The organism is Fibrobacter succinogenes subsp. succinogenes S85, from assembly GCF_000146505.1.
Taxonomy (GTDB): Bacteria; Fibrobacterota; Fibrobacteria; order Fibrobacterales; family Fibrobacteraceae; genus Fibrobacter; species Fibrobacter succinogenes.
The window spans coordinates 2913111-2928201 of sequence record NC_017448.1 but is presented as its reverse complement, the minus strand read 5'-3'; the positions used below and the strand labels follow the sequence as shown (position 1 = coordinate 2928201).

Genomic DNA, 15091 nt, shown 5'->3' with positions numbered 1-15091 from the left:
TCCAAATATAAGCAATTATCATCAATTTTTCAATGTAAATTTTTATATATAATTTACAAAATACATAATTTTTGGAAACACATTTTAAGGCTTCAGCCGCTCATACATGACCTCAATCCACTCAGGACTGCGGGCGATGGATTCAACGCGAACTTCGTCAATCACACCATTCCAAGTTTCAGTCCCAATTTCGTCGCCACCGATGCGGAAAGGAACGCTGCGTTTCAGCTCGTTCGGCACAAATTCCCCTGCAAATTCAGTTCCATCGGAACCCGCAATTGCTACCGCTTTACCGTTCACATACATGCTCACCATGTGATTCTTGGAAACGAGCACAAGGAAAGCCCACTCCCCGACAGGCACGGATGTCGAATCCCCGAAATACACTGCCCCAGGGTAGTCCGGCATACCCTTCATTACGGCAAACGTTCCACTCTTCACCTCATAATGCCACTGGAATCGCGATGTAGAATCACTCCAATAAGCTCGCTGGCAAAACAACACCTGGTGTTCGCCGTTGGGGCCATTCCACTTGGTCCAAAGCGAAAGTGTAAAGTCGCCGCCCGTTGGATTAAGCGTATCCAAGTCGATAAATTGTCCCGGTTCCAAAAGCACCGCCTTGCCGCTCAAACCATCTACATAGTTTACGTTTTCCGCAACAGAAGAATCATGGTTGAGCACATTGATATCGCGGTTCATGCCGAGATAAACTTCAATTTCCGGGTCGCCATACCCATTCGGGAGATTTTCTGGATAATCATACGGAAGGTAATAATGGAAACTATAGTATTCCGCAATAACAGGCATATCACCGCTCGTAAGCCATTCCCCATTGACCGAAAGTTCAGGCAACTTAAGCGAATCCTTTGATTCCAGTGCCGTGAATTCGAACTGAGCGATAGCCGAATCATTCTGCATGTACACAAGGTCCATTCTATAGCCCGCCGGGATAGAATCAAATGCAAACGAACCATCTTCACTGATAAGAGAACGCAAATGCGTTCCCGGAATACGCACATAACCAGAAGTCGCGTCGGCAATTTTTCCACTTAAAGTTTTGTGCGCAGCAATGCAAATCGTATCCAACCTTACGTCAGAGAGTCCATCGCCACGCAAACCGGACAGCCCTTTGGATTCCGCATAAAAACGCGGAGATCCTTTCGCCGAGATCCTTGGAATCGGACCTAGCTTAAAGAACCCTGTAGAATCAGCGACCGTTTCAAGCGAATCCACAATTTCTTTCGAATTATCCAAGTAGGCAACGACACGCGCAGCAGGAACAGCACGCCCCTGCAAGTCCTGCACTACACCGGAATACCTCAGCGTATCAGACAAATCCGCAATTGAATTTCCGATATCGGTCACTCCACCGGCCACATCATCGCTATCCGAGCAAGCCTGGAACGACAACGAAAACGCAAGCGACATCACGCACGCAACGCAATTACGCGACAACTTTAGATAAACTTGTCTATTTTTCATTTTCCGCCTCCTTCCCTATTTTCTTGCTCATCGGGAACGCCACAAGCATCATTTCGTAAACGCGTTCCACTTCCGAATCATTTGCCGCACGGGCAATAATCTTCTTGCGAGCATCTTCCAGCACCTTTACTGCATAATTGTAGGATTTTTCACTCATTGCAAGAGTCGTGAATGCGGCAAAGCGCTCATCTTTGGGCATGGATTCCACAGCCCCCATCGCATGCTGCATATACTCATGACGAATTCGTCGCAAAGCCATTGGCGGAATTTCCGAAGCATCGAGCATTTGCGATGTTTCAACATAGCGTTCACCCTCTTTTTTCAAGAGTCCCCATTCCAGCAGCTTTTTCACCGCATCGCGAGCCTCGTCCGTCGTTATCTGCGGCACAACTGAACGCGCCAACACACGGTAGTCACCATCCCAATCCGACGATACCGCCAATTCGCGCACAATCGGATAATACCACTTTTCGAAGTATCCCTGTTCACGAGTCGTGACATGTGTAAATTCTATCTGCTTGCGAATCTGGACAATCTGGTTCCAGGCGTGTTCGCGTTCGGCAACTTGTTGCGCCTGGTTGTACTGCACCAGCACCTCGAAATACGTCTTTTGCAACGGTTCGAATTCCATCGCCTTTGAAATTTTCTCGATGGATTTCGGAGTCAAATTGAAGCGCCCACGGATAACATTCAGGCAATAAGAAGAGCTACTGAATCCCGCTTTTGCTGCAAAAAATCGATGCGAAAACACCGACCGCATTTTCTTCTGTTCCTCAAAATAGTCTTGCAGGAACTTGCGGAAGTCGTCATAGTCAAACAGATGTTCAAGCGCAATGCACATGGTTTTAAACTAGAAATTTTTTACACAAAAATCAATAAAATACACAAATTTACAATTAAATAAATATATTTCATTAATTATTCTTACACATTTACACACTTCTAACACAGAAAATCATTCCATTTTTCTTAAAAACTTGCGCTAGGGCACACCAAAAATTATTTCTCTAAATAGCATAAAAATGGAGTGTGTTATGCAAAAAAGTTGTTTGGGATGGATTCCGGGCACGGCATTGACGTTCGCCCTAAGCATTAACGTTTACGCGGCACCTGGCGATGCCTACACTTGGCCCGGCTATCGTTCAGATTTGGATTACGATACCAAATCGAACCTAGGCGAAATCAAGCCGCCGACCAAGTTCAACAACAATTGTTCGGGCGTTACCGGAAAGAAGGCCGGTAAGTGGTGGGCGTTTTACTGGGGCAAGGATCGCGACAGCCGCATTACCGATGTGACGATTGATTCGATTCTTAAGAAGTACGATACCGATTTTGAGTATTTGTACAATGAGATGGGATGGGCGCCGGATGCCCAAGCACAAGAAGGTCAGTACAGCGCCGTTTATTACTACGGTTCGGGTACGTGTGCCGGTGGCGCAAAGACGGATACTACGGGCGGTTGGCAAACATGGGTAGCAGGCTACACGGCCGTGGCCGCTTCGTTCTATCCGCTGTATAGCTTCAATACGAGTTGCCCTTACCGTGATCGCGTGGCGCAGATGGACGCGATGATTCATGAGGGAATTCACTCGATGACGAATGGTTACCCCGGCGCAAAGGATGCGCACTGGTTTCAGGAAGCGGGCAACACCTGGATTCAGCAGGATATGTTCAGCCACCGCAACGGTGTTTACAGCGGTATGGGATTCTTGAACGCGGCGACGGTCATTGCGCCGTTTATGCCTATTGAAACCTATTCGGGCTGGCTGATTGACGGGACCTTCGGTGGCCCTGGTGGCGGCGCCGATGGCGGTGGCGTGACCGGTAAGAATCAGCGTTACCTGTTGGGAGGCTCGCAGTACAGCAACATCTTCCCGACTTTTATCGGCACGTGGATCGGTACGGGTGCGGTGCGCTGGATTTACGGAAATGCTTATGGCAAGACCAAGTACCTGCTCGAGACCTACGGCCTCGACAAGGGTCTTGGCGATGCGGGCGTGCGCAGGCTCATTACCGAATTCCGCGCAAGGCTTGCGATGCTTGACATGAAAAAATGGTCCGGCGAAATCAAGAATTTGCTGAACCAGCATTTCGGAAGCGACACCTACTGGGAACAGGACATGTGGGACAACAACAGGAAAAGCTACACCTGGACCATGACGCCTTACCAGACGGTGACGGAAAGCAATGGTTACCTTGTTCCGATTCAGGAAACGACTCCGGGATGGTCGGGTTCGAACGTGGTGCCGCTGAAGGTGCAAAGCGGAGCAAAAGAAGTGACGGTGAGTTTCTACCCGAACGGCGCGAATTCCAATAACAAGAACATGAATTTCTTGCTGTGCTACCGCGCGACCGACGGTACACCTGTGTACAGCGAACCCATTACGGGCGAAGGTTCTGCGACGCTTCGCCTGGACAAGACGCCTTCTTCGACGAATGGCTCGCAGATGGTTTTCGCGGTAATCGTGAATACCGATTACCAGTACACCGGCAACACGGGAATTCGCAAGCTGCATTACGATTATAAGTTGAAATTGGAAACGGGCGTCAGTGGCGCTGGGGCTGCAAACGTCAAGTATTACAACAACTTTAAATTGGATTATGCATGGCCTGAAATCGGAGACGCACCGACAAGTTCGAGCAGTTCCGTATCGCCGGAATCTTCGAGCAGCATCGAGATGCCCGCGAGCTCCAGCAGTTCCGCAAAAATCGTCACGGACGGCGCAACCACATACAACATCACAGCGACACTCCCGATTGACGACAACTACGCCACCGTTTCTGCAAAATTCAACGCTAGCGAAGTTGCGAAGAAACTCGGACTCACCACAGCAACGCTCACACAGGCACAATTCTTCGCACTTGAAAACGACGGGAACATCGTCACCAACAGCACGGCAAACACACCGGGCCATTGGTTCAGCAAAGATGGCAAAGTCGTTGAATGGGGCGAAACCGCCTATGTATTCAGCGAAGCTGATTTGGCAAACGGGACTCTCGCGATAGGCCACTACCCCAACCGCGTCAGCAACGGAGAAAAATACAGCTTTACGCAGGGACTTGCTTACAACAGGAAAACAGTCCTTTTCAAAGTCACGGTCAGCATTACCAACGGATTAGGCAGTGACGAAAGCGGAAAGACCACAGCTCTGATGTACGGACTCAACAAAGTTTCGACACACATGAACCTCGCCCTCCGTAATGGAAATCTCGAAATCCATTACACACTCCCTCAGCGCGACAATGTGAAGATAAGCCTATTCAATGGATTCGGAGCATTGCTTGCACAAGAAATCACGGGAATGCAAAACGCAGGCTTGCACAAGCGTTCGCTCAACATGAGCCAAATGCCGCGCGGCACCTACATCGTAAAAATCACGACGGGCAGTTACCGCGAAGCAAGACCGATTAACATAACAAGATAGAGCAACGAAACACAGCACCTCAGCGTTTTCGCCGGGGTGTTTTCATAGGCAAAGCAGTTGTCCGCAGACAACGAGAAATCGAGCAAGCGAGGCATACTACCAACATCCAGATTTATATTAATCTTGCCGGATTATTGTTGTTTGGTTTTTCGGCTAATAAAAGGGATAGGATATGAACAAAATTTGGTGTTTGGGATTATCCCTAGCGCTTGGGCTAGGGAGTGCGCAGGCTGCGCGACAGATGGAATGGTTGAATCGCGGCTTGGTCGCCGTAAAGACGACTAACGGGGTTTTCCTCAGTTGGCGAGTTCTCGGAACAGACGGCAATACGACCGGTTTTAACCTATATCGCGATGGCGAGAAAATCGCTAGTTTTACGGGCTCACAAGCAAGCAACTACACAGATACGAAAGGAATAGCATCGAGCAAATACTCCGTAAAGGCAGTTGTCGGCGGCAAAGAAATAGCGGCGGATGCTGCAGTTTCTGTTTGGAGTAATCAGTATCTGACCGTAAATCTTGACCGTCCGAATGGTGGGAGCGATTACACCTACAGCCCGAACGATATCGCGGTAGGCGATGTAGACGGCGATGGAGAATTTGAGCTGATTCTCAAGTGGGATCCGAGCAATTCTAAAGACAATTCGCAGAAGGGCAAAACCGGCAATGTCATTATTGATTGTTACAAAATAAACGGCAAAAAACTTTGGCGCATCGATCTCGGCGTAAACATTCGCGCAGGGGCTCACTACACGCAGATGCTCGTAGGCGACTACGATAGCGATGGCAAAGCAGAATTTGCGGTGAAAACAGCCCCCGGAACAAAAGACGGCAGCGGCAATTATTTATCGCTCGGTTCTGCAAAAGGCGCAGACCACAGCAAGGATTACAGAAACTCGAACGGCTATATTCTTTCGGGACCTGAATGGCTCACGATTTTCAACGGCGAAACCGGCAAGGAAATGGCGACGGTCGATTACAACCCCGGCCGTGGCACCGTCAAGAGCTGGGGCGATAGCTACGGTAACCGCGTCGATAGATTCCTCGCAACAAACGCCTACCTCGACGGCAAAAAGCCAAGCATGGTTTTCCAGCGTGGCTACTACACCCGAATGGCAATTACCGCCTACGATTGGGATGGCAAAACCCTTTCACAACGCTGGTATTACAACGCAGCAACAAGCGGACAGGAATGTTACGGGCAAGGCAATCACAACATTTCCGCAGGCGACGTGGATGGCGACGGCTTTGATGAAATTATTGAAGGAAGTTGCGCCGTTGACCACGATGGAAAATTCATGTACCGCACAGGCAAGGGCCACGGCGATGCCATGCACTTGAGCGATCTCGACCCCGATAATCCCGGTCTTGAAGTTTGGCAAGTTCACGAAGAAAAGCCCTACGGATACGATTTGCACGATGCCCGCACCGGCAAGTTGCTTTTTAGCGAAACGAGCTCCGGAGACAACGGGCGCGGCGTCGCAGGCGATGTGGACTCGCTAAACCGTGGACACGAACTTTGGTCTGCCGCTAATTGGAACACCTATACCGTAAAAGGAAAAATTTGGAAAGCAGACAAGCGCCCCGCTTATAACTTCCGTATTTATTGGGATGGCGACTTGCTTGATGAACTGTTGGACAATACGACCATCAGCAAGTGGGACCATGCCAAGCAACAGAGCAACACACTTTTCCAAATGCAGGGCAACAGCTGCAACACCACCAAGGCAACGCCGAACTTTAGCGGTGATATTTTAGGCGACTGGCGCGAAGAAGTCATTTTGCACGATGGCGCATCCAAGCTCTACATCTACACAACTACGATTCCGACGGAACACCGTATGTACACGCTTGCGCACGACCCGATTTACCGTCTCGGCATGAGCTGGCAAAACACCGCCTACAATCAACCTCCGCATTTGGGATTTTGGTTATACGGCAATAAGGACAAGTTCCCGACGCCTGACATTACGCTTGTCGGCGATCATACACCGAAGCCCGCCGCGATTATCAAGCAGGGCGCAGGATCCAGCAGTCAAACTATCGCACTCGGTGATTCGATTGTCCCGTTCACTTTTGCAATCCAGAATGCCGATGGTGCAACAGTCGAAAACCTCCCTGCAGGCGTAACAGCCAAATGGAATGCACAGACAAATTCCCTATACTTCAGCGGAACGCCAACCGTCAGCGGAGAGTACACCTACACGATTACGACTAAGGGTGGCGATGCGGAATTTGGCGACGCAACCCGCAGCGGGAAATTTACCATTGACGATCCGAATGCTAAAACAACTTCGCTAAAGCCTCGTGCGAAAAGAGCTTTGCTGAACTGTTCTGAACATGTTTATGATTTGCGAGGACGTCTTGTGAAACAACGTAAACATCGTGGTTTTTATCTAACAAGATAACGAAAGCTAATCCAACACCCAACCCATCCTCCCCCCGGCGAATGTCGAGGGGAGAACTTTTGTTAACTAGTATTTTTGCAAAGCCGACTCGTAACGGTTCACGCGTTCAGTAAGCCAGCTTTTGAGGCTTTGAACTTCGTCAATGTAACTGCGGACAGGCGTCCATTTTATCGCATCATTTTCAAGAGCCTTTTGTGTTTGCAACATATAATCGTCTAGCTTTGAAAATACATCAGCCAGAATACTTGTTTTAAGCTGACCCCAGCGAGCCTTGTAATCAGCCAGGAAATTTTCATTTGCAAACAAGTTTATAAAGAATCCGGAAACCGTCCGATTTCTATGTAAAATCCAGTCCTGATCAACAAAGTATTTCTTGGTATCTTCATCCCAGCTATAAGCAAACCCACCATCAAAATCCCATACAGGCCCCATGTGATACAAACCCGAAGAATCCTTATACAAATACATACTGCGCGGGGCTTCTAATTCAACATTGTGCGTCAATTCCTGCAAGATTAGAAAATCCATAAAGCTGCTGATATCCATGAGTTTTTGAACGCTGTCATAGTCGGAATTTGCAATGGCCTGTTCCAAAACTGCAAGGTTCGCAGATATGGTATCGATTTGCGTTGTGGTCACATTTTTAGGGTACTTGACGGCAACAGGCAACTTGTAAATTTTGCTATAGAAATTATTCGTGGCACTCGGCGAAAGTTCCGGTCCATCATCCTTGTCAAGACTCAACAACACCCCTCCATTACCCGTATTGACTCGCGATACCCCATGTTCAATTTGCTCGGTAAGCTGATAGATGCCCATATACTCGCCATTGATTTCAACTTCGACAAATCGGTTGGCGTTCACAAAAGCGAAGCTCCCCATGTAACGCGCCATATCAAAAGCAACCGCATTCATGAATTTGCTTTGATCGCGATAATTCGCAAGCAACACCCAATCTTTATTGGCAGGGAGTCCGAGAACAGAAGTCTTTGCATCAAGTTTGACGCGGTAAGGCTTTTTAGGGTACCAGAGGCGCGTAGAATTTCCACGAGTTCGGATTTTACCACTTGCAGGGGCTAAATCCTCATAAATTCCGTTCCCAGCAATTTCAACAGAACAAAGAGCGTAGGCGCTATCGACATTTGTAGAATCATAAGTTATAATACGAATGTAAGGGACTCCGTTATTGGGAGGCGAAGGGAGAACCGAAGATGAGGATTGTACGGGAACCCGCGAAGATGACGATTGCGCGATTACCGATGAGGAGGACGACTGCGTGATTATTGACGAGGACTGTATAATCGTCAAAGAAGATGAACTTTGCAAAAGTTCACTGGACGAACTCTGGGCTTCGCCGCCAAACGAAACGAGCGATTCGTTCGGCGAAATGAAATTCACCGATTCAGAGTTTCCGCAAGCAAAAAGAAATAGCGGGAAAAGAAGGGCAACGCCCTTCGCAAAGTTACAAACATATCCCATAAACAACACCTCTAAAGGAAAATAGATTTTTTGTTGATTAAAACAAGGAATCTTGAAATTTTCCGTGTAAAAGGTGTTTAAATGGGCTTTCCAGCTTCTAATATACCTTCGCTTATTCCCTGTTGATGCGGAATGTCTTTTGCACGTTTTTGCCGTGGATGCGAACTAGACGACTATCCAAGCCAACATAAAGAACCAAATCTTTCGCCGCAATAAACGACGCAACATCCTTGGTGGAGTTCTTGGAATTGCAAGCCGTTACAATCTGCTCCGCACCCTTAACAGAATCGGGAACCTCCGTAAAAGTAAGGTAGCGTAGTCCACGGACAACCTTAATTTTCAATAGCTCTACCCTCAATGTTGAATCGAGGGTATTTTTATATGCAACAGGGAGTATGTTATGGGATATTTTAAATCAATGTTGGTTTTGGGACTCGCTGCGCATGCCTTCGCGGGTTCACCAATCATCAAAGTTGATTTTGACATGAGCGGACGTAATTCAAGCGAAGTAACCGAGCCGAATTATGTGCCGTGGGTGGTTTCGGGCGTCACATCCAAAGATACGACACTTTCGGGCGTAAAAATCAAGGTCGCCGGTAGCGGAAATCTCAAGACGAACTGGTACAAGGCAGGAGTACAATCACCTTCCTATGCAAAACTAGTGTGCGATGGTGTGATGGTCGAAGGCGGCGGAAACATTACTCTCACGTTCTCGAATCTTGCAGCAGGGACGCATAGCCTTCTTTTGTATCTGAACAATGTCGATGGCGTTGCGGCAAGCAACAGCATTGATGTCTACGTGAACAATTCAAAGCAAGCCTCGGTCAAACCAACAAATCGCGCACTTTCGACATCCAGTGCGGCGATCGCGTATGTAACTTTTTCCGTAAGCGGCGCAAGCGCTTCAACCACCGTAAAACTAAACACGGGTACGATTACCCTAAACGGTTTTGAATTGAATGTTCCCAATGTGGCTGCACAAGCAACAAGCCCTTCTCCGACGGATTTGGATTACCACGTTCCACACGAAAACGGGGCGCTGACGCTTTCGTGGACGGCGGCGAAGTCGGCCGTAAAGCATCGCGTCTATTTCGGGACGGATTCTGCAACGGTTTTAAAGGCGACCTCGGCAAATTCCGCAACGACTTCCATTTACAAGGGCGAGCAATCCGGGAACTCGTATAAGGTGAGCGGCACGACTCCGCTCCAGACCTACTATTGGCGCGTGGATGAAGTTGATGCGAACGGAACGGTTACGGCAGGAAATATCTGGTCATTCAAACCAGGGCGTTTAGCGTTTGAAGGAGCCGAGGGCTATGGTCGTAACGCGGTCGGTGGCCGTGGCGGAAAAGTCGTGTACGTAACAAATCTGAACGACGATGGCGCCGGCAGTTTGCGCGAAGCGTGTACAGCAGATATCGGTCCACGAACCATCATGTTCAAAGTCGCAGGCGTAATACAACTTAAAAGTCGCCTAGTGTGCAATCAAGATTATGTAACAATAGCTGGGCAAACGGCACCCGGCAAGGGAATTACGATTAAAAGCGATCCCATCGGCTTTACGGGCAAGGATATGGTTATCCGTTTTATGCGTGTGCGCTTAGGCTACGGCACAACTTACGATGGCATGGGCCTTACAGGCGGAGACCACAGCATTCTTGACCACGCAAGTATCAGCTGGACAATTGACGAAGCGTTCAGCAGTCGCGGCGGCAAAAACCTGACGCTACAGCGCACTTTAATTTCGGAAGCCTTGGATGTCGCAGACCACCAAAATTATGCAGCAGGAACAGGACATGGATACGCAGCAACAATCGGCGGCGACATCGGGAGTTTCCACCACAACTTGCTGGCGCACAACGCAGGGCGCAACTGGAGTCTTGGCGGTGGGCTAGACGGTAACGGCTATTATGCAGGTCGCCTGGACATTTTTAACAACGTGGTCTACAATTGGAAAAGTCGCGTGACCGATGGCGGAGCGCACGAAGTAAACTTCGTCGGCAATTACTACAAGGAAGGCGCAGGCACAACTCTTCACGGTTATACGTTGCGCGCCCAATTTGAAGGAACTGGCAAAGGTTCGCAAGCTTACTATTACCACAACAACATTTTGCAAGCCGCAAACGGTTCATTCACTTGCAATGGGAACAACGACAACTGCGGACGCGAATACACACTGAGCGGCGGGCAAGTTCTCGATTGGGAACCATGGAACAGCAAACCTTTCTTCGCCTCTTACGCCACTGTACAAAGCGCATCGGCAGCTTACAAGGACGTGCTGAGCGATGTAGGCCAAACAAAGCCTATTCTCGACAATCATGACCAGCGCATGATCAGGGAAACAAAAAACGGAACTTACAGCGTCGTGGGTTCTGTCGGCAAAACCAAGGGAATCCCTGACCGCGAAACGGACGCCGTTGACACAGCGAATATCAAGGGCTGGGAACCCTACCCGAGCACAAGCAGGGCAAACGATTACGACTCCGATCTCGATGGTCTTCCGGACTGGTGGGAAAATATGTACGGTTACAATCCGAAATCCAAGAGCGGTGACTTTAGCGACGCAAACAAAGACCGATTGGGTGACGGCTGGACTGAACTCGAACGTTATCTTGAATGGATGGCTCGCGCGCACTATACTTTTGCAAAAGGTGAAACCCAGGTCATTGACCTTGCTCAATTTACCAAGGGCTACGATAACGGCTCCTATACCGTGAACGCCCCGACAGGCGTAACCGCAACCGTGAGCGGATCCAAGATGACTGTAAAACTTGCCGATAACTTCGGCGGCGTGGGCTACATCAAATTTACGCTCAAGGACAATGCAGGCGACACCTTTAGCCGCTACATCGGCGTGACACAACTGCTTACAACATCATCTATTGTTGCAGGAGACTCCACCGAAGTCGGCGATTCAACAACTACCGCAATTATGAATCGACAAGCGGCAAACCGCAATGATTTACGTCTGTTCCCTCGCAAACAAGGTTTCCACGACCTGAAAGGGCGTCACTATAGCAAGCAAGTTCCGTACAGGGTGCTGTTCTAGTAAGCTCAATTCAAAGCCATTTTTACTACACATTGTACTACTTTTCATTCAAAATTATAGTATATTTTGTAGTATGAGCACTTTTGTGAACATTTATGACTTTACTCGGTTCCGCAAATACCTCGCCGAATACCAAGAACGTAGGCAAGCCGCAGAACCGACATTTTCGCGCACCGAATTTTGCAATTTACTAGGTCTCCCGAATACACGCAGCTATTTTAACGACGTGGTGCAGGGCAAGCGCGTGACTGACAACATGCGCGAACGCTTTATCAATGTCATTGGGCTAAAGGGCAATGAAGCCAAGTATTTTGAGGCGATGATTGATTTCGACCAGGGGAAGACTGCCCAGGTGCGCGAGGCAGCGTTCGATGCCATGATGCGCCTGAACAAGACGCCGCAAGCCATTGTGGACCCGGACAGTTACGAGTTCTTTGGCAACTGGTACAACAGCACGGTCTATGCGATTCTCGAAGTGATGGATGTTGCGGACGACGTCTCTGAACTTGCCGCAAAAATATTCCCGCCGGTAAGCGAGAAAAAACTGCAAGCGAGCCTTGAGTTGATGAAAAAGATGTCGCTGATTCGCCGTGATGAACGCGGATTCTGGAAGCCAACCAAAGACAGTCTTGCCACAGTGCAACAAAGCAAGAGCCAAATGGTTTTACAGTTCCAAAAGCAATGTCTAGAACTTTCAAAACAGGCTTTGGAATCGGCAGGCAAGGAATCACGAGACATGACCACATTCACATTCTCGGTTTCCAAGAAAGCACAAAAGCAAGTCGAAGTTGCTGCAGAAAAATTCAAAGCTCAAATACGGCACATCGTAACTGCCGATAGCGAAAAGCCAGAAATCGTCGAACACATCAACCTGCATGTGTTCAGCAATATCCGCGAAGACGCGAGCAAAGCAAGCGACTACGACACCGCCGCAATCTCGGCAAATCAAAAGCGTCGTCCGTTTGAAAAAGACTTGGTTCAGGGAGGCTAACATGTTTTGGGAGTTTTTGGGAAATCGTAAGACCTGTTTAAAAAGCATTGTATTGGCGCTATCGGCGTCTTGCACACTATTGCTCATCGGTTGCGGAAATTCAGGATCCGACGCCGCTGGAATTTTCATTGAAACAAACACAGGCAACAAAGTCCTTATTGAAACGAATACCGGCAGTGGCATGGCTCGCGTCATGGTCATCGTCGATGATTTGCAAATTTCGGAAGGCGACACATTGCAACTTTCTCGCACCGTACGGGATACTGTTGGCGACACCATATTCACCACTACAGAATACCTAGAAGAAATAGCCGATAACGCAGACATTGTAATGGGATACGTAACCATCAACAATGTTCCAGTGCAGAATTACGACACTTTAACCATTGTACCCGTAAAAGGAAACGCCATTTCTATCGCTCTTAATTTGGACACCGAAGACGGCGAAACCTACCGCATTGACGACAAGGGTGTAACAACCATAATGGTTAAGGAAACGAAACGTTTTTATAGTTCCGATTATCCCGAGGATTCTACAAAAAACAAAATCAATCAAGTTTTCTTTGATACAAAATCGTTTGGTTTAAAAGGCGAAAGCTTTATATCATGCAACTGCAAAAAAGAAGTGTTTAGAGGCGATTCCCTCATTGTATACGATGCAGGTTTTGGTCTCCGCGTTGAACCTTACGAAACAGACATGGGCATTGCATATTTTGGAATCTTCGATTCTGATTTAGATTTAACCTTGCAGGGTGGTAAAATTTGCGACTCCATTCTCGTCAAAACAGACGGAAGCAAGAAAACTATTCCCATCCATTTTGAGTTAGGCAACTGCCCTAATTATCTCATTGATTCCACAGGCGCAAAATGCGTCGATATATCAGAGAAAGAAGTAACCGAAGGGAACGCACGCGCCTATTTCGATTTCAGAGATCTCGATAGAAAAATCGGGGACACGCTGAAAATCAAAACAGTCTTGGACAGAACGCTAAAAAACAATACCGTCTATTCCACATTCGGCGTCATCAAACACGTGCTAGATTCTACTGATGCTGCAAACGGTTTAATTAAATTGGATAATATGCCCGAAGCCCCCGAAGGTCCATGGAGTGTTTTCATCACAGACGAAGGTATGTTCTGGGCTGAATTTCCCCTTAAAAAAGATGAAACCGTATTTGCATTTGCCTCAAACTACACAAACGTTTCAGAAATAAGCGTAAAACTCCCCGACGGTTTCGAAGACCTATCTTCTGCAGACGAAACATTCAAAGACATGCCACTCCCCATCCGTTTGGAGAAACCTGCCGCAAGGCCATGCCTTGTCGATGCGAACCGAAACGTAATTGCGTTGGAAAAAAGTGATGGTGATTCCCTATTGTACTGGGGACGTTTAGACCAAGTTAATTTTAGTGCGGACGGTTCATTGAGCTTTGACTTGTTAGACAGTTGCTATCGCGATAAAGGACCTGAAGTCGAACTTTCGCGCCGCACATTACATTTGGATAATGAAAAAGTTTCTGATGCAGCTTTCGCAAAATTTAAATCAAGCGAAATGAGGGCGGCTTTAGGTGGAGCTTTATGGACTGATTATACGGATACGTGGATGCTGGTCAATGATTTTGATCCATTTACAGAAAACGGCAGGCTGATGTCGGCGTCCATTTGGATTAAAGGTGATAGCGTTTCTCAAGCGACTTTACCCGAAGGTAAGAGCTACACTCGTTTGCTTTCTTGTAAAAAAGATAGTGTTGGATTTATTTTGCAACAACACGCCAATCAGGCTGGGGTGAACTTGCGCCTTGATACTCGCGCAAATGGCAAGGGCGTGTACAATTCAACTTATGGAAACGCGAGAATTCTTGATGGCGATTGGCATAATTATTCTTTTACCATTCGGGGCGATAGCGTGTTTACTTACGCCGATGGCGTCAAAATAGAAGTTGCAAAATTTGATTCTGGATTAGGTTTTTCGGCCTGCAAAAATCCAGCCATTGGCTATGAAAGAAATTTCGTAGGTGGAATGGATGAAATATTCTTCTTCGACGGTACGCAGAGCGTAAACTGGATGCGACTTTTTTACGCATTGCAAAAAAGAGTCCTTGATAAAAATCAAGATTGAAGAGAATAAGCCCCTTCAAACGGGGCATTTTTTTGCAAAAACAAGGAATCTGTAAAAACGACGCATTTACTTATTTTTTTTATTACAGGTATTGATTTTTCGAAAAATTATAGTACATTATTTAGTACATTTAAAGGAG

The 15091-nt window shown here is 47.7% G+C and carries 9 protein-coding genes; 5 read left to right on the top strand and 4 right to left on the bottom strand.

Annotated features, from left to right (window positions below; all coding sequences use genetic code 11):
- Window positions 1-84: 84 nt before the first annotated feature.
- Entirely contained in the window at window positions 85-1482 is a 1398-nt protein-coding gene (locus FSU_RS12025; protein ID WP_015732175.1) for a LamG-like jellyroll fold domain-containing protein, read from the bottom strand.
- Window positions 1472-2323 carry a TIGR02147 family protein gene (locus FSU_RS12020; protein ID WP_014546663.1) on the bottom strand — a complete coding sequence of 284 codons (852 nt, stop codon included), beginning with the start codon at window positions 2321-2323 and terminating at the stop codon, window positions 1472-1474. The genes FSU_RS12025 and FSU_RS12020 overlap by 11 nt, the downstream gene beginning before the upstream one ends.
- Window positions 2324-2516: 193 nt before the next feature.
- On the opposite strand from FSU_RS12020, the gene FSU_RS12015 reads away from it, so the two are divergent.
- Window positions 2517-4907: a DUF4859 domain-containing protein gene (locus FSU_RS12015; protein WP_014546662.1), complete on the top strand. Its 2391-nt coding sequence runs from the start codon at window positions 2517-2519 to the stop codon at window positions 4905-4907.
- Window positions 4908-5079: 172 nt separating this feature from the next.
- Window positions 5080-7314, top strand: coding sequence for a rhamnogalacturonan lyase family protein (locus tag FSU_RS12010; RefSeq protein ID WP_014546661.1), 2235 nt, complete (start codon window positions 5080-5082; stop codon window positions 7312-7314).
- A 66-nt stretch (window positions 7315-7380) separates the two neighbouring features.
- On the opposite strand, the gene FSU_RS12005 is transcribed toward FSU_RS12010, so the two are convergent.
- Together FSU_RS12005 and FSU_RS12000 are read right to left on the bottom strand one after the other, a co-directional pair.
- A complete protein-coding gene (locus tag FSU_RS12005) occupies window positions 7381-8793 on the bottom strand; it encodes a CotH kinase family protein (RefSeq protein WP_015732174.1) in 1413 nt (470 codons plus the stop codon).
- Between the two features lie 112 nt (window positions 8794-8905).
- Window positions 8906-9136 carry a hypothetical protein gene (locus FSU_RS12000; protein WP_041260209.1) on the bottom strand — a complete coding sequence of 77 codons (231 nt, stop codon included), beginning with the start codon at window positions 9134-9136 and terminating at the stop codon, window positions 8906-8908.
- Between the two features lie 57 nt (window positions 9137-9193).
- Between FSU_RS12000 and FSU_RS11995 the strand changes: the two genes are divergently transcribed.
- From FSU_RS11995 to FSU_RS11985, 3 genes are all read left to right on the top strand, one after another.
- Window positions 9194-11842 (top strand): hypothetical protein, encoded by a 2649-nt coding sequence (locus FSU_RS11995; protein ID WP_014546659.1) that lies wholly within the window; start codon window positions 9194-9196, stop codon window positions 11840-11842.
- A gap of 73 nt (window positions 11843-11915) precedes the next feature.
- Complete coding sequence (locus FSU_RS11990) at window positions 11916-12833, top strand: TIGR02147 family protein (protein WP_015732173.1); 918 nt, start codon at window positions 11916-11918, stop codon at window positions 12831-12833.
- A gap of 181 nt (window positions 12834-13014) precedes the next feature.
- Window positions 13015-14952 (top strand): LamG domain-containing protein, encoded by a 1938-nt coding sequence (locus FSU_RS11985; RefSeq protein WP_244263633.1) that lies wholly within the window; start codon window positions 13015-13017, stop codon window positions 14950-14952.
- The last annotated feature ends 139 nt before the right edge of the window (window positions 14953-15091 follow it).